Genomic DNA, 24,486 nt, shown 5'->3' with positions numbered 1-24,486 from the left:
CATTATATCAACATGTCGTCCGATTAGCCCTTGAATCGACAGTTCTTCGGAAACCGTTCAGATTGAACGGAAACGCTTCTACTGTCGATTGACGCGGGCCGCTCGCCGCTCCTACCATCATGCAATCAAATCAACACGTTGTCCATTTTGGAAAGGAAAGGCAGGCATGGCCTACATCGAGATGGTGCACAGCTACAAGCACTACCGGATGGGGGACACGACCATCACCGCGAACAACGACGTGAGCTTCGGCATCGAGAAAGGCGAACTCGCCATCATCCTCGGCTCGTCCGGCGCCGGCAAATCCACCGTGCTCAACATCCTCGGCGGCATGGACACCAACTCCGAAGGCCGCGTCGTCATCGACGGGAAGGACATCTCGGACTACACGTCCCGCCAGCTCACCGAATACCGCCGCCACGACATCGGCTTCGTCTTCCAGTTCTACAACCTCGTCGCCAACCTCACCGCCAGGGAGAACGTGGAACTCGCCTCCGAAATCGTGCGCGACGCACAGGACCCGGTGCAGGCGCTCATCGACGTCGGCCTGCGGGAGCGTGTGAACAACTTCCCGGCCCAACTCTCCGGCGGCGAACAGCAGCGCGTCGCCATCGCACGCGCCGTCGCCAAGAACCCCAAGATCCTCCTGTGCGACGAACCCACCGGCGCGCTCGACTACAACACCGGCAAACAGGTGCTGCGCATCCTGCAGAACCAAAGCCGCGAAAAAGGCGCCACCGTGGTCATCGTCACCCACAACTCCGCCATCGCGCCCATCGCCGACCGCGTCATCCACATGCACGACGCGCGCGTCAAATCCATCGAAACCAACACGCATCCCATGGACATCACGGACCTGGAGTGGTAGACATGACCAACCTCACGACCTCCATCGAAACGCACGAACCGCCGCACACGGAGCGGAACGCGCGCCGCACGCCCCATCGCGCGCGCCGAAGTGCCCCGCGCAAACGCATGCTGCGCAAGGACATCCGCGTCACCCTCGCCAAATCGAAAGGACGGTTCCTGTCCATCGTCAGCCTCATGGCGCTCGGCTCGTTCGCGCTCGTCGGACTGTTCGCCACCGGCCCCGACATGCAGGCCACCGGCCGCGCCTTCTACGCCGAACACAACCTCGCCGACGTGACCGTCATGAGCGACTACGGCCTGACCGAGGACGACGAAGCCATCATCCGCGACACCGCCGGCGTACGCCAGGCCGAATTCGGCTACTCAAGGACGTGACCGTCAAAGGCTCCACACACAGCCTGCGCCTCTACTCCAAACCCGAAACCGTATCCGGATACCACGTCTCCGAAGGCCGACTGCCCGAACGCTCCGGCGAAATCGCCCTCAACTCCGCCGAACGCGACCGCTTCGCCATCGACGGCATCATCGACGTCACCGAAACCCCCGATCTCGCCGGCGACACCATCCTCAACCGAACCACCTACACCATCGTCGGATTCGTCGACGCCAGCGAAACCATCTCCGACCTCAACATGGGCCAATCCACCGCAGGCGGCGGCGAACTCGACGGCTACGGCGTCGTCACCGCCGACACCTTCGACTCCGACGTGACCATGATCGGCCGCATCACCTTCACCGACACCCAACACGTCGACTATTGGACCGACGAATACCACGACCGCGTCCAACAACACAAAAACACCCTGACCAAACGCCTCGCCGGCCAACCCCAAGCCCGCGAAGCATCCATCCGCGAACAACGCCGCAGCCAAATCGACAAGGCGCAGACCAACCTCGACGACGCGAAACGGCAGCTTGCCGACGCCGAACAACAACTCACCGACGCGAAGACGCAGATCGAAACCGCCAAGGACCAACTCACCCAAGGCCAAATCGACGCCGTCGACCAAACCGCCAGCCAAGGAAGCGCCGCGACCGCCGAACTCGCCGAAGCTCTCGCCCAAATCGCCTCCGCCGGCTCGCAGATCACCGCCGGACAGACCCAACTCGCCGCCGGCGCCCAACAACTCACCCAAGGCCAAACCCAGCTTGCCGACTCCTGGCGGCAGCTCAGCCAAGCCAAAACCCAACTCGACACCGCCCGCACCGCACTCGACGCCGCCCGCACCATACTCGACAACACCGGCGAACTCCTCAACCGATGGGCCTCAAGCGGCCTGACCGGCACCGTATACGACACCGTCAAAACGCAATACGACAAAGCCCTCGCCGCCTACAACGACGCCGCCGCGCAATACGACGGCCAACTCGGCGCCTACCAAAGCGCCCTTGGCCAATGGAACGACGCCGCCGCCCAACTGCAGGAAGGCGACGAGGAATACCACAGGAACGCGGCCGCACTCGCCGAAGCCTCATGGCAGCTCGCCTCCAAACAGGACGAACTCGGCCAAGTCGCCTCCACTGCGCCCGCAGCAGCGTCCGCCGCCCTGACGGACGGCGCCACGCAGCTCATCCAAGGCCAACGCGACGTCGAAAAGGCCGAAGACGAATACGAGACGAAACTGGACGAATTCAACGAGGCGAAACCCGAAGCCGAACGCAAGATCGCCCAAGCCGAACATGAGATCGCGCTCGCACGCGAGAAGGTCGACACCCTCGAAGTGCCCGCCTACTCCATCGACGGCCGACGCGAAGGCCTCACCTCCAACGGATACCGCGTCTACGAGGTCATCGCGAACATCGTGGACCGGCTCGCCATGATCTTCCCCGTGTTCCTCTACCTCGTGGCCGCGCTCGTGACCTTCTCCACCATGGCGCGCATGGTCGACGAGGAACGCGTCAACTCCGGCACGCTCAAGGCGCTCGGCTACACCGACATGGACGTGCTGCGCAAATTCGCCGTCTACGGGTTCGCCGCATCCACCGCGGGCACCGTCATCGGCGTCGTCGCCGGACACACCCTGCTGCCGCTCATCGTCTGCCACGCCTACAGCGACGGATTCACCATGCCGCGCATCACGCTCGCCTTCCACCCCGGCGTCACCCTGGCCGCGTTCCTGCTCGCCTGGGCCAGCGCCGTCATACCGGCCGTGCTCGCCGCCGCACGCGAACTGCGTGACAGGCCCGCCGCGCTCCTGCTGCCCAAACCGCCGGCGAACGGCTCCACCATCCTCCTCGAACGCGTCACCCCCATCTGGAACCGGCTCAACTTCACCCGCAAGGTCACCGCACGCAACCTGTTCCGCTACAAGGCGCGCGGATTCATGACCATCTTCGGCGTGATGGGCTCGGTCTGCCTGCTCGTCGCCGGCCTCGGGGTGCAGGGGTCCATCGCGCAGATCAGCGAACGCCAGTTCGACGAGATCGTCCACTACGACATGATCGTCGCCGAACGCTCCGACGACAACGACGAACAACGCGAGGCCGTCAAGGACCTGATGGAGGACGAAGGCGTGGACGACGCCCTGCCCGTACGCTACGAGGAACTCACCGCAGCCGCCGGCGCCGACGGCGACAAACAGTCCATCACGCTCATCGTCTCCGACGACACGTACAACCTCCCCGACTACGTGACCCTGCGCTCGCGCGACGACCGCCGAACGCTGATCCCCACCTCCCACGGCGCCATCGTCTCCGAAAAACTGGCCGCTGTCCTCGGCGTAGGCCAAGGCGACTCCATCGAAGTCACCGGCGAGGACGGCGCGAAGCACACGGTGCGCGTCGACGGCGTGAGCGAAATGTACATCGGACACCTCATGGTCATGTCGTCCGAAGGCCACACGCACGCGTTCGGCGGCGACTACCGGTCCAACGCCTACCTCGTGCGGCTCAAGGACCGTTCCGCAGACAACGCCGAAGAGCAGGGCGCGCGGTTCATGGCGAACGACGGCGTCAGGGGAGTGGTGCAGAACACCACCATGAAGAACCAGGTCGCCACCATCGTCGACTCGCTCGACCAGATCATGGACGTGCTCGTACTCGTGGCCGCCATGCTCGCCGTGGTCATCCTCTACAACCTCACCAACCTCAACGTGTCCGAACGCATCCGCGAACTGTCCACCATCAAGGTGCTCGGCTTCCACACGGGCGAGACCACCATGTACATCTACCGCGAAACCATCGCCCTGTCCGCACTCGGCATCCTCGCCGGATACGCGTCCGGCGCATGGCTGCACGGCTACATCATCGACGTGGTGCCGCCCGACGAGGTCATGTTCGACCCGGGCCTGGTCTGGAACGCGTTCGTCGCGCCGCTCGCGCTCGTATGCGCGGTGATCGCCGCGCTCGGAGCAGTGGTCCACCGCCGGCTCCGCCGAGTGGACATGCTCGCCGCGCTCAAATCCGTCGAATGACGATACCGTCGTGCGCGCGGGACACCCCGACCGGGCGCCCCCGCGCGCACGACGCGCACGACGGGACACACGGCCCGCCCATCCGACCCACGTCCGGCGTAACCTACGGAAAGCGACACCCAGCACACAGACGCACGCCGCAGGAGACACGCCGTACACGGAACCGGCGCGCACACGCCGGCAGGGAGAGGCCGAACGAGGAGACGACGATGACCGCCACCACACCAACCACGCCAACCACACAACCCACGCAGCCCGCACTGGCCACCGCACCGGTCACCCGACTCGCCCTGACCATGTCCGTCCCCACCATCATCGCCCAAGGCGCCAACGCCTCCTACACCATCATCGACCGCCTCTTCATCGCCCGCATCCCCGGCCACGGCGACGACGCCATGACCGGCGTCGGCATCTGCTTCCCCATACTCCTCGCCGTCACCGTCTTCGCCCAGCTCATCGGCGCCGGCGGCGCACCCCGCGCCAGCATCGAACTCGGCCGCGGCAACTTCCGCAAGGCCGAACGCATCCTCGGCGCATCCGTCACCGCCCTCATCACCATCGCCATCACCCTCACCATCATCCTCCAACTCGCCAAACGCCCCATCCTCACCGCATTCGGCGCCAGCGACGCCACCATCGACTACGCCGTCGACTTCATCACCATCTACCTCGCCGGCACCCTCTTCGTCCAACTCACCCTCGGCCTCAACCCCTTCATCGCCGCCCAGGGACGCACCGGCATCGCCATGACCTCCGTCCTCATCGGCACCGGCGTCAGCATCGTCCTCGACCCCGTCTTCATCCTCGCCCTCGGATGGGGCGTCCGCGGAGCGGCGCTTGCGAACGTGATCGCCCAGCTCATCTCCGCGGCGTGGATCGTCGCCTACCTGTCGTCGGGGCGCAGCGGCATCCGCCTGCGCGCGTCGAACATCCGGTTCGACCGGATCCTCCTGCCCGCGCTGGCGCTGGGACTGGCGCCGTTCATCATGCAGATCACCGAATGCCTGATCAACGTGGTGTTCAACATCGGCCTGCAACGCTACGGCGGCGACGACTACGTGGCAGCGATCACGATCGTCACGTCGCTCATGCAGATCGTCAACGTGCTCACGTCCGGCTTCCAGCAGGGCATCCAGCCGATCATCGGCTTCAACTACGGGGCGCGCCGGATGGACCGCGTGCGCCGCGCGATCGTCATGGCGTTCGTCACGCAGATCGCGTCGGCCGTGTCGCTGACGGCCGTGCTGGCCGCGTTCCCCGGATTCTTCGCGTCCTGGTTCACCGGCAACGCGCACGTCGTGGCCATCGTCGCGTCGATGCTGCCGGTGTTCGTGTGCGGGTGGGGCGTGTTCGGCATCCAGATGGGCGCCCAGTGCGCGCTCGTCGGCATGGGGCAGGCGAAGCAGAGCGTGTTCCTCGCGATCCTGCGCAAGGTGATCCTCCTGACGCCGCTCGCCCTGCTGCTGCCGCATTGGCTCGGCGCGACGGGCATCTTCGTGGCCGAGCCGATCTCCGACGCGACGTCCGGCATCGTCGCCGGCGTCCTGTTCGCCGTCACGTACCGCCGCATCGCGCGCGGCATGCGCGACGCGCGCGTCTGACTACGGCCGTCATTCATACGGACAGGGCCATTCCGGCTTCGCAATGGACACGCGATCACGATGTGCGCGTGTCCGTTGCGAAGCCCGGTGCCGTCCAAACCTCGCAACGGACACGCGGACCACATGATCGCGCGTCCGTTGCGAGGTCTCGGACGAATCAGAAGGGCGGCCGGCATGACGATCGTCGTCACACCGGCCGCCCCGTCGAGAACCGCGCGTCAGCGTCGGAGGCGCGAGTCGGCGACGCCGACGATCAGGCCGACGCAGGCGGGCAGCAGCCAGCCGAGCTGCTGGTCGTGCAGGGGGAGCAGCTCCAGCAGACCGGGCAGGACGGGCACGGTCAGGCCGAACACGGCGGCGAGCTTGTCGGCGCAGTCGGCGAACGAGACGACGCCGACGCACACGACGGTCCACAGGTAGACGCGCGGGAAGCGCGACGAGAACACGCGGTGGACGAGCGAGAGCAGCACGAGCACGATAGCGATGGGGTAGAGGGCGGACAGCACCGGCACCGACACCTTGATGATGGCGCTCAGCCCCGCGTTCGACACGACGAACCCGAACACGGTGATCAGGCTCTGCCAGCCGCGGTAGCTGACGCCGCGGCCGCCGTCGGTGCGGAACCGCTCGTGGAAGTACGTGCCGCACGTGCAGATCAGGCCCGTGCACACGTTGAGGCAGGCGATGAGGAACACGACGCCGAGGAACGCGGTGCCGGCCGTGCCCGACAGCGACGCCGTGAGGTTCGTCAGCACGGTCGCGCCGGTGTCGTGCGCCGCGTCGACCGGCGTGATCGACCCGGAGACGACGCCCACGTAGCCGAGCGCCGCGTACACGGCGATGAGCAGCACGCCGGTGCCCAGACCCGCGTAGAACGTCTCGCGGCCGATCTGACGTTCGTCGTCGACGCCGCGCGAGCGGATGTTGGAGGCGATGACGATGCCGAAGTACAGGGCCGCCGGCAGGTCGATGGTCTGGTAGCCGTCGAGGAAGCCGCGTGCGACCTGTCCGTCCGCATAGTCGCCCGACGGCGCCGCGGCCGTGTCGACGCCGTGGACGAGGCACGCGCCGAACACGACGGCGATCATGACGAGCAGGAGCGGGCCCATGTAGCGGCCGAGCACGCCGGAGATGCGTTCGGGATGCTGGGCGAGGAGGAACGCGACGGCGAAGAACACGGCCGAATACGCCAGCTGGGCGGCCCACTTGGGCATGCCGTCGGGCAGGTGGGGGACGACCATCATCTCGAACGACGTGGTCGCGGTGCGCGGGATCGCGAAGCACGGGCCGATCGTCAGGATGATGGCCAGGCCGAGCAGCGATGCGAAGCGGGGGGAGACTCGGGCGGAGAGCCGGTCGAACCCGCCGGCGGAGGAGACGGCGAGCACGCCGAGGATGGGCAGGCCCACGGCCGATACGATGAACCCGGCGAGCGCGCCGACGCTGGCCGATCCGGCCTGGGCGCCGACGAACGGCGGGAAGATCAGGTTGCTGGCGCCGAAGAACATCGAGAAGAACGTGAAGGTCATCAGCAGGCGCTGGCGGCCGGTCAGGGTCATGGTCGCTCCTTGTCGCGGGAGTGGGGAGGTGGGGGCGGCTGGCCCTCCGTCGGGCCGACATCCCATGATAACAGAGAAACCGCCGAGGCTCGCCACGGCGGGATGCCCCGGGGCGGCGGGTCATATGACGCGCCGCCGTCCGGCGAGCACCGCGCCCGCGGCCGGGGCACGCTCCGCATACGACGAGGAGGGGCTCCCGATCATGAGATCGGGAGCCCCTCCTCGTCGTCTATGCTCCGGACGGTCCGTCGTCAATCATCGGACGGAGTCCGGCGCGGCCTCAATCAGCCGTTGACGCGGTCGATGCCGGCCTGGACGTCGGTGAGGACGGAATCCCAGGACTTGATGAACGCGGCGACGCCGTCGGCCTCGAGCTTGTCGGTCACGGCCTTGAAGTCGATGCCCAGCTCGGCGAGCTTGTCCATGACGGCGTGGCTCTCCTCGTAGGTGCCCGCGATGGTCGGGGCGCCGTTGCCGTGGTCGGCGAGGGCGTTCAGGGTCTTCTCCGGCATGGTGTTGACGATGAACGGGCCGACGAGCTCGTCGACGTACACGCAGTCGGAGTAGTTCGGGTTCTTGGTGCCGGTGGAGGCCCACAGCGGACGCTGCTTCTTGGCGCCCTTGGCTTCCAGGGCGGCCCAGCGCGGGTCGTTCGCGAACTTGTTCTCGAACAGCTCGTACGCGATGCGGGCGTTGGCGATGGCGGCCTTGCCTTCGAGGGCCTTGGCCTCGTCGGTGCCGATCTCCTCGAGCTTGGCGTCGACCGCGGTGTCCACGCGGGAGACGAAGAAGGAGGCGACGGAGCCGATGTGCTTGAGGTCGTGGCCGTTGGCGTCGGCCTGGGCGATGCCCTCGATGAAGGCGTCGATGACCTGCTCGTAGCGCTCGAGCGAGAAGATCAGGGTCACGTTGACGGAGATGCCCTTGGCCAGGGTGGCGGTGATGGCCGGCAGGCCCTCGAGGGTCGCCGGGATCTTGATCATCGCGTTCGGACGGTTGACCTTCTCCCACAGCTCGACGGCCTGGACCTCGGTGGCCTCGGTCTCGTGGGCCAGACGCGGGTCGACCTCGATGGAGACGCGGCCGTCGACGAAGTCGGTCGCCTCGGCGATCTCACGGAAGATGTCGGTCGCGTTGCGCACGTCGGTGGTGGTCAGCTCGCGGATGGCGGTCTCGACGTCGACCTTGCCGAGCTCCTTGAGCTGCTCGTCGTACGGGCCGACCTCGGCGAGGGCCTTCTGGAAGATGGACGGGTTGGTGGTCACGCCCACGACGTTCTTGTTGGCGATCAGGTCCTGCAGGGAGCCGGACTCGATGCGGGAGCGGGACAGGTCGTCCAGCCAGATGGAGACGCCGGAATCGGACGTGCGCTGGGTTGCTTCGGTCATTGTTGTTCTCCTTTGTTGGATGAAATTCATGAGACCGCCTCCCTCCGCGGGGGAGGGAGGCGAGGGTCGGCTTGGGGATCAGGCGTTGGCCTCGGCGATGGACGCCTCGGCGGCGGCCACGACGTGCTCGGCGGTGATGCCCAGGTCGATCATGTTCTGGGCGCCGTCGCCCTGCAGGCCGAACTGCTCGATGGAGACCGGCTTGCCGTAGGAGCCGAGGTACTTGTACCACGGCATGGCCAGGCCGGCCTCGACAGAGACGCGGGCCTTGACGGAGGACGGGAGGACGGCCTCGCGGTACTCGGCGTCCTGCTCCTCGAACCACTCGACGCAGACCATGGAGACGACGCGGGCCTTGACGCCCTTCTCGGCCAGGGTCTTGGCGGCGGCGACGGCCCACTGGACCTCGGAGCCGGTGGCCATGATGATGACGTCCGGGGTGCCCTCGGTGTCGACGAGCACGTAGGCGCCCTTCTTCACGCCGTCCTTGGCCTTCTCGGCGGTCTCGGCGAGGGTCGGCACGCCCTGACGGGTCAGGATCATCGCGGCCGGCAGCGTGTTCTTCTTCTCAAAGAAGGCGCGGTAGGCTTCGGCGGTCTCGAAGGCGTCGGCCGGGCGGACGACCTCGAGCTGCGGGATGGCGCGGAAGGAGGCCAGGTGCTCGACCGGCTGGTGGGTCGGGCCGTCCTCGCCGACGGCGACGGAGTCGTGGGACCACACGTACAGGTTCGGGATCTCCATGAGGGCGGCCAGACGCACGGCCGGACGCTCGTAGTCGGAGAACATGAAGAAGGTGCCGCCGAACGGACGGGTGTGGGAGCCCAGCAGGATGCCGTTGGTGATGGCGCCCATGGCGAACTCGCGCACGCCGAAGTGGAGCTGGCGGCCGTACGGGCTGCACACCGGCCACTGCTTGGTGGCGCACTCGGCCGGGGCGAAGGTCTCCGCGCCCTTGAGGTCGGTCTTGTTGGAGCCGCCCAGATCGGCGGAGCCGCCCCACAGCTCGGGCATGACGGCGGCGATGGCGTTCAGGACGGAGCCGGAGGCGCCACGGGTGGCGACGCCCTTGCCGACCTCGAAGGTCGCCTCGAGGTCGTCGATGGCCTTGTCGAAGCCCTCGGGCAGCTCGCCGGCCTTGATGCGGTCGTACAGGGCGGCCTTGTCCGGGTTGGCCTCGCGCCAGGCGTTGTACTTCTCGTCCCAGGCCTTGTGGGCCTCGAGGCCGCGGTCGGCGACCTTGCGGGCGTGGGCGAGGGCCTCCTCGTCGACGTGGAAGGACTCGGCCGGGTCGTAGCCCAGCAGTTCCTTCATGCCGGCGACGGCCTCGGCGCCCAGCTTGGAGCCGTGGGCGGACGGGTCGTTGGTCTTGCCCGGGGCCGGCCAGGCGATCAGGGTGTCGACCTTGATCAGCTTCGGCTGGTCCGGAGCGGCGGCCTGGGCCTTGGCGATGGCCTCGGCCAGGCCTTCGACGTCCTCCTTGTAGGAGCCGTCGGGCTGGATGAAGCTGAACTCGTCGGTGTACCAGCCGTAGGCCTCGTAGCGCTTGAGCACGTCCTCGGCCAGCACCAGGTTGGTGTCGCCCTCGATCTGGATGCGGTTGGCGTCGAAGATCACGGTCAGGTTGCCGAGCTTCTGGTTGGCGGCCAGGGAGGCGGCCTCGCCGGAGATGCCCTCCTCGATGTCGCCCTCACCGCAGATGACCCAGATGTTGTGGTCGAACGGGGACTCGCCGGCCGGGGCCTGCGGGTCGAGCAGGCCGCGCTGGAAGCGCTGGCCGTACGCGAAGCCGATGGCGGAGGCGACGCCCTGGCCCAGCGGACCGGTGGTCATCTCGATGCCCGGGGTCAGGCCGTACTCCGGGTGGCCCGGGGTGCGGGTGTCGGCGCCGCCGCGGAAGTTCTTCAGGTCGTCCAGGGTCAGGCCGTAGCCGGAGAAGTAGAGCTGGACGTACTGGGTGAGGGAGGCGTGGCCGCCGGAAAGGATGAAGCGGTCGCGACCTTCCCACTGGGGATCGTTCGGATCATGCTTGATGAAGTGCTGATACAGCGTGTACGCGATCGGCGCCAGCGAGACGGGGGAGCCGGGGTGGCCGTGGCCCGCACGCTCGACGGCGTCAGCGGAGAGGACCTTCGCCATCTTGATGGCGCGCTCGTCGAGCTCGGTCTCCTTGAATTCGGTCATGGATTACTTTCCTTCCAATACTTCGGACACCACGCCTTCGGCTTGTGCCGCGCCATGAGTGCCCTCACATTGCTCTTACATAGTAGCCGTGCGAAACGACTTAGCGGTGCGATTTTGGCGTGTTTTTGTGACCTTGTGTGCTGTTAGCGTTCACAGTTATCATCCGTTACGGTTTTCCGCACATGCATGCGGCCGGGTCGGCGCGTCCGCCGCTTCTCCCGGAGCCGAACGATTAGCACTCGCGCCCGTGGAGTGCTAATACAGTATGCGTGGAATCACGTCCCCGCCGCTCCCGCGCGTCCCGTACGGCACGCCCGGCCGCGGCGGGGGGGGGATACGGGACCGGCAGAAGGAGGCGCATATGACCGGCAACCGGCGCATGCTCGTGCTGCGCGCCGTCGTGGAGGACTACATCCGCTCGCACGAGCCGATCGGGTCGACCGCGCTGGCGCGCCGGCACGATCTGGGCGTCAGCTCGGCCACGATCCGCAACGACATGGCCGCGCTGGAGGACGAGGGCTACCTCACCCAGCCGCACACGTCCGCCGGACGCATCCCCACGGAGAAGGGGTACCGGTACTTCGTGGACCGCCTGTCGACCGTCATGCCGATGAGCCCCGCGCAGCGCAGCGGCATCGCCGCGTTCCTGTCCGGCTCGGTGAGCCTGCAGGACACGCTGCGCCGGGCCGCGCGCATCCTGTCGAGCATCACCGGGCAGGTCGCCGTCGTCGCCTCGCCGTCGTTGTCCAAGGCGACGCTGCGTCACGTCGAGCTCGTGCCGGTCGCCTCGATGGCGCTGCTCGCCGTCGTCATCACCGACACCGGACGCGTCGCCCAGCACACGATCGGTGTGCGCCGCATGCCCGCTCCCGACGCCCTCGCCGCGCTGGGCGAGGCCGTCAACGCGCGCTGCGGAGGACGGCCGCTGACCGCCGCCGCCGACCTGGTGCGCACGCTCGCCCGCGACCCGCGCTGGCAGGGGCACGCCGCCCTGTGCGAATCGCTCGCCGACGCGTTCGACGGCATGGCCGACGACGAGATGGCCGGCGAACTGTATGTGGCCGGCGCGTCCCGGCTCGCCTACCAGGGGTCGCCCGACGACCTGGCTCCATTGTTCGACGCGCTCGAGGAGCAGGTCGTCATCATGCGCCTGATGAGCGAGCTGAGCGCCGAACACGGGGCCGCCGGCGCCGGCGTGGCCATCGGATCGGAGACGCACACGCCCGGCCTCATGCATGCCTCCGTCGTCGCCGGCGGATACGGGAACGCATCGGAGACCGGCGACGGGACGACGGACGCGGGCGACGGGGCGACGGCATCTCCGGTCGCCTTCGTCGGCTCGATCGGCCCCACCCACATGGACTACGCCGCGACGATCGCCGCGGTGCGGGCCGTGGCCAGATACCTGACGGCCACCGTCGCCGCCGGAGGCGCCGACACGGCCGAGGGATGACCCCGGCTCATGGCACAATGACCCGCGACAGCACACGATAGAAGGAAACGGACAGTGGCAGACTACTACGAGGTGCTCGGCGTCGACAAGAACGCCGGCGACGACGAGATCAAGAAGGCGTATCGCAAGATGAGCCGCAAATACCATCCCGATCTCGCCGGCCCCGAATACGAGGACAAGTTCAAGGAGGTCAACAACGCCTACGAGGTCCTGAGCGACCCCGACAAGCGCCGCATGTACGACGCGGGCGTCGACCCCAACGCCCCCGGAGGCGGCGGCTACCCGGGCGGCGGCTTCTCCGGCATGGGGGACATGGGCGACATCTTCGGCCAGTTCTTCGGCGGCGCGTTCGGCGGCGGCCAGGGCCCCACGCCGCGCACCCAGCCGGGCCGCGACGCGCTCGCCTCCACGACCATCGACCTGAAGACCGCCGTGTTCGGCGGCACCGCCCAGGTGCGCATCAACACGTTCGGCCTGTGCCAGCAGTGCTCCGGCTCCGGCTCGAACAACGGCGCCAAGCCGGTCACCTGCCCGCAGTGCCACGGCCAGGGCTTCACCCAGAAGGTCGTGCGCACCATGCTCGGCCAGATGATGACCTCCGCGCCCTGCGACCGCTGCGAAGGCCATGGCGACGTCATCGAGAACCCCTGCCCGTCGTGCATGGGCCACGGCCGCGTGCGCACCACGCGCACCGTCGGCGTCAACATCCCCGCCGGCATCAAGGACGACGCGCGCCTGCGCCTGTCCGGCCAGGGCGAGGTCGGCGAAGGCGGCGGCGCCGCCGGCGACCTGTACATCGACGTGCGCATCCGCGCCGACAAGCAGTTCACCCGCGACGGCGACGACCTGCACTGCTGGATCCAGGTGCCGATGAGCTGGGCCGTGCTCGGCCACGACCTCGACATCGACACGTTCGACGGCACCCGCACCATCACCATCCCCGAAGGCTGCCAGCAGGAGGACACCGTCACCGTCAAGGGACTGGGCGTCACCCGCATGCGCCAGCCCGACGAACGCGGCGACCTCATCGCCCACATCGCCGTCGTCACCCCCACCAAGCTCACCGACCGCGAACGCGAGCTCATGGAGGAATTCGCCGCCAGCCACGACGGCGACGCCTCCCACGTGGCCCAGGGCTCCAAGCCGGCCGCCGCCGGCGCGCGCAAGGGCGGCTTCTTCAGCAAACTCAAGGACGCGCTGAGCTGACCAGGCGCTGGACGATGGCTGCTTCCCCTTACTGCAAGGGGAAGCAGCCATCGTGTTTTCGGCGTATCGGAACGTTCGACGTGCCCGTCATCGAACATCGGGTTTTAGCGGACTGGGGAATGATGCCGCCGCCGGGGTCTTGGTACATTTTGCCCAGTGCGGTGATCTTCCGGTAGAAGAGGTTCGGGTCGTTGGCTCCGATCGCTTTGCCGACGCAGGTCATGGCCTGTCGGTTGGTTTCGTTGGTCGTGTTATAGGCGAATTCGATACCGTGTTCGTAGAACGTCGTGACCGGCTTGTCGCCTAGTTCGGTGTCGTTGTTGACGGTGACGCGGAGGTCGAGCATGTTGCCGCATTCGGTGACGATGCCGGCCAGTTCCGGATTCTGCGCTTCCCAGGTGGCGGTGTCCGATTCGGCATTGTCGCCGCTCGCATCGTCTGAGCCCGTATCGTCTGTATATCCGTCGTCCTCGCCGTCGTTGGAGTAGGTCGATGACGAGCTATCGTCTGTAATAAGGTTCCCGGCCGCATCGTACGCCTGTGATTGGTCGAGTTTGTACAGGGCGACGGCGGCCGCGATGATGAGCATGATGGCTGCGATGATGGCCAATGCCTGCAACGTGAGGGCGCGCGTCTGGTCGCGTTCGGGAGAGTACTGGTCGTTCATGGGTCGTTGTCTCCTTTAGTGTCGGTTGTTCAGGTCGTCGCGCAGGCCGCGCAGTTCCCGGGTCTGTCGCCTCGCCTCGAACGCCTGGCTGGCTTGTGCCGGGGCGGATATGGCGAGTGCCGTGGTCTGTTTGCGGGCTTCTGTCACCTTGTCTTGTTCGTACTGTTCCATGCGGCGGCGGTGTTCGTGTTCCTCCCAGAGTGTGACGGCGGTGTTGAAACCATCGGCGCGACCGCAGATGAGCATCTGCAGGATGTACGCGTTCGCCTCGCCGTTGCGGCAGGTGACGGGAAGCAGGAGCAGGGTGGGGCGCATGGTTTTGCGGATCGTGTCGATGGATTGTTCGTCGGCGGCGATCGCCGGATAGAGCGCGGGGAAGACGGTATCGATGTTGTGCCGGTACACCCGAAGCTGGTTCAGTCCGACGAGCAGGGGAATGATGCCGATCAGGCCGGCGATGAGGGAGGCGACGGGCGCATCGTGGTTCCATGGCTCGCTGACGCACGCGTACAGGAGCGCGCCTGCGCCGATGAGTCCGGCCAATAGGAGGCAGGCCATGCCGATGTCGTATTCCGTTTCGTTCTTCTTCATGACTTCGTGGGCGGTTTGGATGCCGTGTTCGATTGTTTCGATCTGCTCGAATTGTTCGTCGAGCGGCTGGAGCAGTTCGATCAGCTGGGTGGGCGTCATCCGGCCCACTGACGGGATTTGGTTGTTCGCGGCAACAGGATCATTCATCAGCTTGTTCTCCGATCGTTTCGTTCGGTTCCAGTGTCTGCCGGCCTATCATGGGTAGGTAGATTTCTACCGGCTGACGCTGTCCTGCTGTGGGATTGCGAGAAAAAGGCTATGGGTCCGGCTGCAGCTTGGCTGGTTGTGATGAAAGGATGCGGTTATGGCGCAGGGTTCGTCTCGCAATGCTTCCGTGCGGTCTGAGATTGCTGTGGGGATCCTCGAGCTGCTTGACGAGCACACGGATCGTGAGCATGGTGTCACGGCCGTCTGGCTTGCCGAGCAGCTCGGGGCGACCGAGAAAACGATTCGGGGTCATTTGCATGCGTTGCGGGCGATGCAGCCGTTCGGTCGCAGGGTCGACCGGATCACTCCGGGGGATCTGAGGAACATGACCAGCGTTGACCCGCGTTCCGGCTGGTATATCGAGCCCGTGTTTGATACCGCGCAGATGCGTCTGCTTGCGGATGGTGCGGCCTTGTCGCGTTCGGACGGGGAGTATCTGCGGGATCTCATTGCCAGGATCTACGCGTTCGCCGGCCGTTCCCGGCAGTTCGGCATCCGTGGTTCGCTGCCTACGCCCAAGCATTACAATCGTGAGTTCCTCAACAACATCGAACGGTTGAACGACGCCATCGCCCATGAGCGGAGCATTCGTTTCCACTACTGCGAGTATGATGTGGACGGCGATCTTGTCCCGAGGCTCGACTCGGATGGTGTTGCGAGGGAGTATGCGGCCGACCCGTATGATCTGCGGTACAAGAACGGGAAATACTATCTGATCTGCCATCTGCACCCGTACGATACGTTGGCGTACCTGCATGTCGAACGCATCCGCGACTTGCACGTCGACGACATGGATCATACGGTGGAGCGTGCGTTCGATAGTCTCACCGACGCGGACGGAGATCCGGTCGACCTGACGGAGTTCCTGGACGAGCGTCCGTACCCGTCTGCCGGACCGGCGGTGCCGGTGCGGATTCGCGTCGAGGGCGGGCTCGAGCCGGTGTTCGACTGGTTCCCTGATGCCAGGGCCACGCGGATCGGCGATGCTGTCTACGAGGTGACCATCAGATCGACCGAGCAGGGCGTGATCTGGTGGGCGTTGCAGTACACCACCAGCGGCGTGCGCATCACGGTGCTGGAGCCACAGTCGATCCGCGACGAACTGCGCCGGGCCGGCCACATCCTGCTCGACCGATACGAGTGACGAAACATCCATCGGAGGCAAAGCAATTATTGGTTATTCGACAAGGCATCTTGGACCGAAAAGACTTTTGATCTCGGCGAACAGCGCCGCGTTCCGTTTGACGCGGTACCGATCACCAAGTGTGAGGACCTGAGTGTTGCCATGGCCATCCGACAAAGCGAGTTTGGTCTCGCAGAGACCAGGGTATCTCAGCAGCGCTTGCCTGAGTCCGTTCATGTTCGCACGATTGGCTACGTTCCACGGTACAAGAACCGTCAGCGAGCGAATATTCCCATCTCCCAGGTCAGGGACCTGCAGTTCTGTGGCGCGTAGAGATACGGCTTCGTCTCGTAGTTGCACCCGACCGCGAATCTGCGCCACGGAATCCAACGCCAACTCAGCAGACGCCGCCTCGTACACCTTGCCGAAGAACATGCATTGGATACGGCTCTCCATATCCTCAATCGTCACAATCGCCCACGGATTACCTTTCTTCGACACACGCCGATCTACGCCAGTAATCAAACCTGCAAGCGTGACCTGCCGACCATCAGCCATCGTCCTGGCCTGATTAATCAGATGCGCAATTGACATGTCACGCAAACCGGTCAATACCGCCTGCATGCCGGAGAGCGGGTGATCGGACACATATAGGCCAAGCACCTCACGCTCGAAATTCAGTTTGGTCTTCTTATCCCACTCCGCTGCATCAGGCACGGCAATGCCGGCATCACCCATGGTCTCAGCCCTGCCATCCTCATTTTCGGAGAACAGACTAAACTGACCTTGCTCCTGCTTGCGCTTGATTGGAATCATTACATCAATGGCGGCGTCGCGCACGACACTCAAAGCATGACGGCTAGGATCGGTGGAGTCGAACGCGCCGGCCTTGATGAGTGATTCGATCAGCTGACGGCTCAGTACAGTCAACGGAACGCGGCGGATGAAGTCCATGAAATTCTTGTATGGACCGCGCAGACTTTCGCGTTCGGCGATGATGTCGGCTACGGCTTTCTCGCCGATGTTTCGGATTGCTCCGAGACCGAAGCGAATATCGTTGCCGACAGCGGAGTACTCGTACACCGATTCGTTGACGTCCGGGGAGAGCACCTGGATGCCCATGCGACGCGCCTCGCCCAGGTAGAGCGCGGTCTTGTCCTTGTTCGTGGACGCGCCCTGCAACAGGGCGGCCATGAACTCGACCGGACAATGCGTCTTCAAATACGCAGTCCAGTACGAGATCAGGCCATAGGCGGCCGAATGCGCCTTGTTGAACGCATATTCGGAAAATGGGACCAGTATCTCCCAGATCGCCTCGGAGGCCTCCTCCGAATGGCCGTGCGCCTTCATGCCGGCGAAGAACGGCACCTTCTCCTTGGCCAGCACCTCCTGCTTCTTCTTGCTCATGGCTCGACGCAGCACGTCCGCCTTGCCTAGCGAATAACCGGCGAGGATACGCGCCGCGGACTGCACCTGCTCCTGGTAGATGATCAGACCGTACGTCTCATCGAGCACCTGCTTGAGCGGCTCGTCCAGCTCGGGATGGATGGGGTTTGACGGATTCCAGACCGTTCTTGCGTCTGGCGTACATGATGTGCGATTTCATGCCCATCGGACCGGGACGGTACAGGGCGATCAACGCGGAGACATCGTTGAAACAGGTGGGTCTCATGGTTTTGAGCAGGGAGCGGATGCCATCGGAATCGAGTTGGAACACGCCGAGCGTGTCGCCGCGAGACAGCAGATCGTACGTCGGCTTGTCGTCTAGCGGGATCTTCGTGTAATCGATGGCTGGCTTTCCGTTCGCCGTGATGTTGCGGATCGTGTCGCGGATGGTCGTGAGGTTGGACAGACCGAGGAAGTCCATCTTGACCAGCCCCAACGTTTCGCACGTATGGTATTCGAACGTGGTGGTGATAGTGCCATCCTTGCGCTCCAGCAAAGGCGAAACGTCGGTGATGGGAACACTGCCCATGATGGTGGCACAAGCATGTACACCGGTTTGACGGATCAGATCCTCGATACCCTTGGCTTTTTCGGTGATGCGCCTGATATCCGGATTGGAATCATAGAGTTCACGGTATTCGCGCGCCTCGGCATACCGTTTCGCCTTCGGATTGAAGATGTCGTGCAGGCCGATGTCCTTGCCGCCCGTGGCCGCCGGGGGCAGCGCCTTGGTGGCTGCATCGCCTACAGAAAAGTCGTAGCCCATGATGCGCGCCGAATCCTTCAGGGCCTGTTTCGTCTTGATCGTGCCGTAGATCACACATTGGGCGACCTTGTCATGTCCGTACTTGTCGGCCACGTACTTGAGCACCCTCGCGCGGCCGACCGGATCGAAGTCCACATCAATATCCGGCAGGCTGACACGTTCCGGGTTCAGGAAGCGTTCGAAGATCAGACCATGCTTCAGCGGATCCAACTCGGTGATGCCCATCGCGTACGCGACCATCGCGCCTGCCGCCGAACCACGACCCGGACCCACCATCACGCCGTGGTTCTTGGCCCAGTTGATGTAATCGGCCACGACCAGGAAGTAGCCGCAGAACTGCATCTGACAGATCACGCCGCACTCGTAATCCGCCTGCTTCAACACCTCGATCGGCGGATTGCCGTCGTAGCGCTGCTCGAGCCCCTCCTCGACCTTCTTCAAGAACAGGCTCGTCTCGTCCCACCCCTCGGGGCAGACGAACTGCGGCATGAACGCGCCGTCCTCGTTGTCATCGAACATCACGTTGCAACGCTCCGCGATTTCCAACGTGTTATCGCACGCCTGAGGCAAATCCTGGAACAGGTCGCGCATCTCCTCTGCCGACTTGATGTAGTAACCAGAACCATCGAACTTGAACCGGTCCGGATTATCCAACGTGTCGCCCGAATTGATGCACAGCATCGCATCCTGCGCGTCACGATCCGCCTCATGCACATAGTGCGAATCATTCGTCGCCAACAAGGGCGCATCCAGCTTCTTCGCGATCGTCAACAGGTCATTGGTCACCTGCGTCTCGATCTTCAAACCATGATCCATCAACTCGATGAAGAAATTATCCCTGCCGAAGATGTCCTGCAACTCGCCCGCCGCACGCAACGCCTCATCGAACTGACCAAGCCGCAAACGCGTCTGAATAATGCCCGACGGACAGCCCGACGAAGCGATCACACCTTTCGAGTAGGTAGAGAGCGCGTCTTTGTCCATGCGTGGATATTTCGCCACTCGTCCTTCGAGATTCGCGATGGAGGACGCTTTGATGAGATTGGAAAGTCCCTCGTCGGTTTCCGCCCACATGGTCAGATGCGTATACCAGCCGCCGCCGGACACGTCGTCCGGGTTGCGCCGGCGATGCTTCTCGTCAAGATTCGGATCCCAGTTCGTATCCCAACTGACACGGGTCGGGTCCTGACGCGCGGTCTCCGGCGTCACATACGCCTCGATGCCGATGATCGGCTTGACGTCGGCCTTGACTGCCGTACTCCACATCTCATACGCGCCATGCATGTTGCCGTGATCGGTGATGCCCACCGCAGGCATGCCAAGCTCCTTGACGCGATTTACCAGATTCGGGATCTTCGACGCGCCGTCCAACAACGAATAATGCGTGTGATTATGCAGATGTACAAAACTCTTTCCCGTTTCGGCCATGCCCAAACCGTATGTCCCTGCAGCGGGCACCGGTAGATATGTGCCGGATGCTCGGAGTCGGTCATAGGCTATGAACAACATCACCCGCCACCGAAGAAAGGCCGACCATGTTCATCGATCTTGACTGGACCACCGTCATCACGGCAGACTCGAGCCTCGTGCTCGACCGGAACCACCTGGCGAGTATGAGCCGGGCGAGCCTCCGCCGCGCGGCGGACCGCGTGGCGTCCTTCCTGGACGCCGTCCTCGCTACGGACACCGAGATCGACTGGAACGATGGCCGCGTCGAACTCTTCCTGAGCGCAACCGGCGATCAGGAGCCGGAGGACATCGGACAGAGCGCCGGCTGGGGAGACTCCTTCGTGGAGGCGAACGATCCCTCCGACGACACCGAATGGCAGGTCGAGAGCCTGCTGGCACTCCTGGCCGACCTTGGACGTATCGGACGCCTAGGGGTCGAGGGAATCGACCTCAAGGCCGGAACCTGCACCCCGTCGGACAAGACCGTCATCAACATGGCCGGTTGGGATCCGCTGGTCGAACAGGTCAACACCTATCTCGACCTGCTGGACAACGCGTCCGCGTTCAGGACCGGTTTCGTGACCATCCGTTCGGAACACCGTGTCCTCCAACTCGACGCGGAACACGTGCGCGACATCACATGCGGAACAGCCATCGCACTCGGCCTGGTAACCCTCCGCTGCATGTCCGCCTGCTTAACGAACGGATGAGGCGCTCTGTCCAAGACGGTCTATGCCGGCATGATTGCGGGATGACGTATGATTGATTGATTGATGGGCTTCTTCGATGAGAAGGCCATGAACCGCCTGTACGAACGGTTCATCCTCAACTACTACAAGCGCGAAATGCCATGGACCAATGCGTCCGCAAAGCATATCTCGTGGGCTCTGGACTCCGACTCCGACATGTCGCACCTGCCGCAGATGCGATCGGACGTGTTCCTCGACGCCGGTGACCGCGTGCTCATCATCGACGCGAAATACTACACGCATGCCATGCAGGCCAACTATGGCAAACGCACCATCCATTCGGGGAACCTGTATCAGATGTTCACCTATGTGAAGAACACCGAAGCCTTTCTGCGCGGCACCGGACGGACCGTCTCCGGGATGCTGCTGTACGCGAAGACCGACGAGAACGACCTGCCCGACGACGAGTACCGTATGGACGGCAACCTTATCTGCGTGCGGACTCTGGATCTGGACCGGGAATTCGAGCGGGTCACCGCCGATCTTCGCGACATATCCTACCGCTATCTGTTGGGTTGAGAAGGGTATTGTCCCGACGGTCAAAACAACGCGTCGATCATCCCCGACGACGATTCCGAGGATGTCGTGCCGACAGTCGAAGCCGTTCCGGTGCGCGAACTGCCGAGCGAACGCGAGCGATCCGGCATTGATCTGAACGTGATCATCGATTCGATAAAGGAGGACGTTCGCTGACCGGCGCCATGGTGCGCCCCGTCGGCGTGCCCGACCCTTGCGTAGTCGGGCGCGCGTTCGGAAAGATCCGGCAGGCCGGGGCGGCGTCTACAGCAGGGAACGGCACATCGAGCGGTATTCGCTCACATAGCCGCCGCCGAAGAACACGCAATGCCCCGCGATCGGATACAGCTGCCACAACGTCAACCGGTCACGCCACCCCGCCTTCAACGGATGCGCCGACTCATAGCCATCCAGAATCTCATCCAGGAACGGCATCCCGAACAGATGCAGCATCGCCAGATCCTCCTCGCGATGCCCGCCATGCGCCGCCGGGTCGATCAGCACCGCCTCGCACGCACCCGAATCATCCGACCACATCACATTCCCGCTCCACAGATCGCCATGCACACGCGCCGGCCGATCCGACGCCGCCCGACCCATCAGATCCGGCAGCGCCTCCACCACACGCCGCGTCAGATCCACATCCGCCGCAGACAACTCCCCACGACGCACGCCCAGCTCCACCATCGGCAGCAGACGCCCCTCGCCGAAATACGACACCGCATCCGGCCAATCCCCACGATCCATCGGCACCGGATCCTGCAACGGACCGAAATAGCACGTCCCCTCATACCCATCCGGAGCCGCACCGAAACACGACGCACCCGCATCATGCATATGCGCCAACGCCACACCGAAATCATGCGCCGCCAACGGCGTCGGCGCACACGACGACACCCGCTCGATATCCAGATGGTCCGCACCCCAGCCGAACACATCCACCACACGCGGACCACCCGACGCACGGGCCCCCGCCAACCAACGCAACCCAAGCCCCTCACACTCGAAGAACCCCTCAGGCGCCCACATCCGCGACTTCCGATACCTGCCAGCCATAACGCACCTCCTGACGACACGGCACCTCCGCGCCGACCCCACGATTGTGGGCGTCCCGTAAGACAACCCCACCGTACAGAGCGCACTTAGGCACCCATGAGTACCCTAGAGCCCGTAACCCGACCGGCCGCACCACACGTGGCCCTCGAAACCAAAGGAACACCACAAGAAGGGGCACATGAATCTCCTCCAAGCCATCATCCTCGGCCTCGTCCAGGCCCTCACCGAATACCTCCCCGTCTCCTCAAGCGCCCACATCCGCATCATCGGCGACCTCATGATCGGCAGCGACCCCGGCGCCGCCTTCACCGCCATCATCCAGATCGGCACCGAACTCGCCGTCCTCCTCTACTTCCGCCACGACATCATCCGCATCCTCACCCACTGGTTCGCCTGCCTCTTCGGCCGCAACGGCACCGACTGGCGCTCGCGGATGGGCAAGGGCGATCCGGACTCGCTGCTCGGCTGGTACATCATCGCCGGCACGATGCCGATCCTCGTGGCCGGCCTCGCGTTCAAGGACGCGATCGAGTCGACGCTGCGCAACATGTGGATCACCGTGGCCGTGCTGCTGGTGTTCGGCATCCTCCTGTGGATCGTCGACGACCGCGCACGCCAGATCAAGCGCATCGAGGACATGGACGCCAAGGAGGCCGTGTTCTTCGGTCTGGGCCAGATGATGGCCCTGATTCCGGGCGTCTCGCGCTCCGGCGGCACCATCACCGTGGGCCGTGCGATGGGGTACACGCGCGAGGCGGCCGTGCGTGTCGCGTTCCTCATGGCCATCCCGGCCGTGTTCGGCGCGGGCCTGCTGGAGGCCGTGTCCGCGGTCAAGGACTATGCGGCCGGCGACCTGGCCGGCACGCCGTTCCCCGGCTGGGGTCCGACGATCGCCGCGACCGTCGTCTCGTTCGTGGTCGGCTACATCGTGATCATCGGATTCCTGAAGTTCGTCTCGACGTTCTCCTACAAGGCGTTCGCGATCTACCGCATCGCGCTGGCCGCGGTCGTCGCGATCCTGCTGCTCACCGGCGTGCTCGCGCCGACCGAGGCCGCCGCTGCCGTAGCGGCGGCCTGACGGGGCGGACGGTACCGGTCAGACCGTTCCGTCGTGCGTCGTGCCGACGCCGCCGACGGGGCCCCGCCCGTCGCCGTCCGCATCATGGCCGGTCTCGAGGCTGTGCAGGAACGCCTCCGCCTCCATGACCAGCTGCCTGCATGCATGCCCGCCGAGGGACGCCTCCCGGCGGGCTTTCTCATGCGCGTCGTACTCGCGTTCGAGCCGCTTCACATACGCGGCCAGCGCCTCGTCTGTCGACGCGAGCACGTCGGCGGCCTCGCGCCAGGCCCCTGCCCGGCCGGGCAGGTCGCCGGCGTCGATCGGGACGCCGGCGACGTCGCCGATCGCGTCGAGCAGCCGCAGTGTGGCGGCCGCGCAGTCGTCGCCCTCCAGATACTGGGGGATGGACGCCCAGATCGACGAGGTGGCGAAGCCCTCGTCGACGGCCGCCGCGTCGAGGATGGTGGGGATGCCCACCGGTCCGCTGTAGCGCTGGTCGGGGTCGGTGACGGCCTCGGCCGACCCGTCCTCGACGTCGAGGGGAAGCGGACGCGTGTGCGGGCAGTCCGCGAACATCGCCCCCAGCGTGACGATCCGCCTCACGTCCAGCTCGTCGGCGATGCGCAGCACCTGCGCGCAGTACGCCGGCCACCGGTAGTTCGGCTCGGGCGCGATGAGGGCGTACAGATGCCGGCCCTGCGGCAGTTCGACGTCGTACACCGTGGTCTGCGGCCATACGATGCGCCGGCGGCCGGTCGCATAGCAGACGATGGGCCGCGTGGCCTGATAGTCGTAGAATCCGTCGCCGTCGATGGTGCGCACCTCGCGCGACGGATAGCGGGACGTCAGATGGCGCACCGCGTCCGTCGCCGCCTGACAGGCGTCGTTCCAGCCGCCGAACGCGGCGATCAGCATCGGTTCCTTCTCAAGGGCCTCTGGTCTCATAGCATCCAATGTAACCGGGGCGGGCGAGGGGCCTTAATCCCTTATGCCAGTAGCGTACGCGGGCCTTCCGGAAAGTGCGACACGCCGTGGTTTGCGTTCCCGCCCGATGCCTGTATAGTAATCACTCGTGCTCAGGCAGCGACAAGCCGCCGGTTGCATCGCGGACATAGCTTAGTTGGTAAAGCGCAACCTTGCCAAGGTTGAGACCGCGGGTTCGAGTCCCGTTGTCCGCTCTAAGGT

17 protein-coding genes, 1 tRNA gene and 1 pseudogene are annotated in these 24,486 nt (G+C 64.9%); 11 read left to right on the top strand and 8 right to left on the bottom strand.

Annotation, left to right across the window (positions count from 1 at the left end; all coding sequences use genetic code 11):
* Positions 1 to 166 precede the first annotated feature (166 nt).
* The 4 genes from D2E24_RS09000 (at position 167) to D2E24_RS08980 (ending at position 5,884) form a co-directional block, all read left to right on the top strand.
* Positions 167 to 868, top strand: coding sequence for an ABC transporter ATP-binding protein (locus D2E24_RS09000; RefSeq protein ID WP_125969008.1), 702 nt, complete (start codon positions 167 to 169; stop codon positions 866 to 868).
* A 2-nt stretch (positions 869 to 870) separates the two neighbouring features.
* The gene (locus tag D2E24_RS10660) at positions 871 to 1,245 is read left to right on the top strand and encodes a hypothetical protein (protein ID WP_241222946.1); all 375 of its coding nucleotides are present in this window, start codon (positions 871 to 873) and stop codon (positions 1,243 to 1,245) included.
* Positions 1,242 to 4,283, top strand: coding sequence for an ABC transporter permease (locus D2E24_RS10480; protein WP_241222945.1), 3,042 nt, complete (start codon positions 1,242 to 1,244; stop codon positions 4,281 to 4,283). The genes D2E24_RS10660 and D2E24_RS10480 overlap by 4 nt, the downstream gene beginning before the upstream one ends.
* 209 nt (positions 4,284 to 4,492) lie before the next feature.
* Positions 4,493 to 5,884, top strand: a complete 1,392-nt coding sequence (locus D2E24_RS08980) for an MATE family efflux transporter (protein ID WP_125969005.1) — start codon at positions 4,493 to 4,495, stop codon at positions 5,882 to 5,884.
* A 218-nt stretch (positions 5,885 to 6,102) separates the two neighbouring features.
* Here the strand turns inward: D2E24_RS08980 and brnQ are convergent, their stop codons facing one another.
* From brnQ to tkt, 3 genes are all read right to left on the bottom strand, one after another.
* On the bottom strand, positions 6,103 to 7,443 hold the full coding sequence (gene brnQ, locus D2E24_RS08975; RefSeq protein ID WP_241222944.1) for a branched-chain amino acid transport system II carrier protein: 1,341 nt from the start codon (positions 7,441 to 7,443) through the stop codon (positions 6,103 to 6,105).
* Between the two features lie 284 nt (positions 7,444 to 7,727).
* Complete coding sequence (tal, locus tag D2E24_RS08970; protein WP_125969004.1) at positions 7,728 to 8,831, bottom strand: transaldolase; 1,104 nt, start codon at positions 8,829 to 8,831, stop codon at positions 7,728 to 7,730.
* A 78-nt stretch (positions 8,832 to 8,909) separates the two neighbouring features.
* Entirely contained in the window at positions 8,910 to 11,012 is a 2,103-nt protein-coding gene (gene tkt / locus D2E24_RS08965; RefSeq protein ID WP_125969002.1) for a transketolase, read from the bottom strand.
* A gap of 361 nt (positions 11,013 to 11,373) precedes the next feature.
* On the opposite strand from tkt, the gene hrcA reads away from it, so the two are divergent.
* Positions 11,374 to 12,465, top strand: a complete 1,092-nt coding sequence (hrcA, locus tag D2E24_RS08960) for a heat-inducible transcriptional repressor HrcA (RefSeq protein WP_125969001.1) — start codon at positions 11,374 to 11,376, stop codon at positions 12,463 to 12,465.
* Between the two features lie 54 nt (positions 12,466 to 12,519).
* Positions 12,520 to 13,671 (top strand): molecular chaperone DnaJ, encoded by a 1,152-nt coding sequence (dnaJ, locus tag D2E24_RS08955; protein ID WP_125969000.1) that lies wholly within the window; start codon positions 12,520 to 12,522, stop codon positions 13,669 to 13,671.
* 28 nt (positions 13,672 to 13,699) lie between these two features.
* On the opposite strand, the gene D2E24_RS08950 is transcribed toward dnaJ, so the two are convergent.
* Both D2E24_RS08950 and D2E24_RS08945 read right to left on the bottom strand, forming a co-directional pair.
* Complete coding sequence (locus D2E24_RS08950) at positions 13,700 to 14,338, bottom strand: hypothetical protein (RefSeq protein ID WP_125968998.1); 639 nt, start codon at positions 14,336 to 14,338, stop codon at positions 13,700 to 13,702.
* A gap of 15 nt (positions 14,339 to 14,353) precedes the next feature.
* Positions 14,354 to 15,076, bottom strand: coding sequence for a hypothetical protein (locus D2E24_RS08945; protein WP_125968997.1), 723 nt, complete (start codon positions 15,074 to 15,076; stop codon positions 14,354 to 14,356).
* 157 nt (positions 15,077 to 15,233) lie between these two features.
* Between D2E24_RS08945 and D2E24_RS08940 the strand changes: the two genes are divergently transcribed.
* Entirely contained in the window at positions 15,234 to 16,280 is a 1,047-nt protein-coding gene (locus D2E24_RS08940) for a helix-turn-helix transcriptional regulator (RefSeq protein WP_125968995.1), read from the top strand.
* A gap of 33 nt (positions 16,281 to 16,313) precedes the next feature.
* Here D2E24_RS08940 and dnaE read toward each other — a convergent pair.
* Positions 16,314 to 19,899, bottom strand: a pseudogene (gene dnaE, locus D2E24_RS08935) (DNA polymerase III subunit alpha).
* A gap of 107 nt (positions 19,900 to 20,006) precedes the next feature.
* On the opposite strand from dnaE, the gene D2E24_RS08930 reads away from it, so the two are divergent.
* Both D2E24_RS08930 and D2E24_RS08925 read left to right on the top strand, forming a co-directional pair.
* The gene (locus D2E24_RS08930; protein ID WP_125968993.1) at positions 20,007 to 20,630 is read left to right on the top strand and encodes a hypothetical protein; all 624 of its coding nucleotides are present in this window, start codon (positions 20,007 to 20,009) and stop codon (positions 20,628 to 20,630) included.
* 63 nt (positions 20,631 to 20,693) lie between these two features.
* Positions 20,694 to 21,188, top strand: coding sequence for a 5-methylcytosine restriction system specificity protein McrC (locus D2E24_RS08925; protein ID WP_125968992.1), 495 nt, complete (start codon positions 20,694 to 20,696; stop codon positions 21,186 to 21,188).
* A gap of 261 nt (positions 21,189 to 21,449) precedes the next feature.
* Here the strand turns inward: D2E24_RS08925 and D2E24_RS08920 are convergent, their stop codons facing one another.
* Positions 21,450 to 22,241, bottom strand: a complete 792-nt coding sequence (locus D2E24_RS08920; protein ID WP_125968991.1) for a fructosamine kinase family protein — start codon at positions 22,239 to 22,241, stop codon at positions 21,450 to 21,452.
* A 178-nt stretch (positions 22,242 to 22,419) separates the two neighbouring features.
* On the opposite strand from D2E24_RS08920, the gene D2E24_RS08915 reads away from it, so the two are divergent.
* Positions 22,420 to 23,319, top strand: a complete 900-nt coding sequence (locus D2E24_RS08915; protein WP_125968989.1) for an undecaprenyl-diphosphate phosphatase — start codon at positions 22,420 to 22,422, stop codon at positions 23,317 to 23,319.
* Between the two features lie 18 nt (positions 23,320 to 23,337).
* On the opposite strand, the gene D2E24_RS08910 is transcribed toward D2E24_RS08915, so the two are convergent.
* On the bottom strand, positions 23,338 to 24,246 hold the full coding sequence (locus tag D2E24_RS08910; protein WP_125968988.1) for a PAC2 family protein: 909 nt from the start codon (positions 24,244 to 24,246) through the stop codon (positions 23,338 to 23,340).
* 160 nt (positions 24,247 to 24,406) lie between these two features.
* On the opposite strand from D2E24_RS08910, the gene D2E24_RS08905 reads away from it, so the two are divergent.
* Positions 24,407 to 24,479: transfer RNA gene (locus D2E24_RS08905), tRNA-Gly, on the top strand.
* Positions 24,480 to 24,486: the final 7 nt, after the last annotated feature.

This window comes from Bifidobacterium samirii, from assembly GCF_003952945.1.
In the GTDB taxonomy this organism is placed as follows: Bacteria; Actinomycetota; Actinomycetes; order Actinomycetales; family Bifidobacteriaceae; genus Bifidobacterium; species Bifidobacterium samirii.
This window is presented reverse-complemented; position numbering and strand designations above follow the sequence as displayed.

Excerpts from the sequence above, each read along its gene's own strand:
- D2E24_RS08980 (WP_125969005.1), top strand. The coding sequence starts at position 4,493 with ATGACCGCCACCACACCAACCACGCCAACCACACAACCCACGCAGCCC.
- D2E24_RS08910 (WP_125968988.1), bottom strand. The coding sequence starts at position 24,246 with ATGAGACCAGAGGCCCTTGAGAAGGAACCGATGCTGATCGCCGCGTTC.
- hrcA (WP_125969001.1), top strand. The coding sequence starts at position 11,374 with ATGACCGGCAACCGGCGCATGCTCGTGCTGCGCGCCGTCGTGGAGGAC.
- brnQ (WP_241222944.1), bottom strand. The coding sequence starts at position 7,443 with ATGACCCTGACCGGCCGCCAGCGCCTGCTGATGACCTTCACGTTCTTC.
- D2E24_RS09000 (WP_125969008.1), top strand. The coding sequence starts at position 167 with ATGGCCTACATCGAGATGGTGCACAGCTACAAGCACTACCGGATGGGG.
- tal (WP_125969004.1), bottom strand. The coding sequence starts at position 8,831 with ATGACCGAAGCAACCCAGCGCACGTCCGATTCCGGCGTCTCCATCTGG.
- tkt (WP_125969002.1), bottom strand. The coding sequence starts at position 11,012 with ATGACCGAATTCAAGGAGACCGAGCTCGACGAGCGCGCCATCAAGATG.
- D2E24_RS08920 (WP_125968991.1), bottom strand. The coding sequence starts at position 22,241 with ATGGCTGGCAGGTATCGGAAGTCGCGGATGTGGGCGCCTGAGGGGTTC.
- D2E24_RS08930 (WP_125968993.1), top strand. The coding sequence starts at position 20,007 with ATGTTCATCGATCTTGACTGGACCACCGTCATCACGGCAGACTCGAGC.
- D2E24_RS08940 (WP_125968995.1), top strand. The coding sequence starts at position 15,234 with ATGGCGCAGGGTTCGTCTCGCAATGCTTCCGTGCGGTCTGAGATTGCT.
- D2E24_RS08915 (WP_125968989.1), top strand. The coding sequence starts at position 22,420 with ATGAATCTCCTCCAAGCCATCATCCTCGGCCTCGTCCAGGCCCTCACC.
- D2E24_RS08925 (WP_125968992.1), top strand. The coding sequence starts at position 20,694 with ATGGGCTTCTTCGATGAGAAGGCCATGAACCGCCTGTACGAACGGTTC.
- D2E24_RS10660 (WP_241222946.1), top strand. The coding sequence starts at position 871 with ATGACCAACCTCACGACCTCCATCGAAACGCACGAACCGCCGCACACG.
- D2E24_RS08950 (WP_125968998.1), bottom strand. The coding sequence starts at position 14,338 with ATGAACGACCAGTACTCTCCCGAACGCGACCAGACGCGCGCCCTCACG.
- D2E24_RS08945 (WP_125968997.1), bottom strand. The coding sequence starts at position 15,076 with ATGAATGATCCTGTTGCCGCGAACAACCAAATCCCGTCAGTGGGCCGG.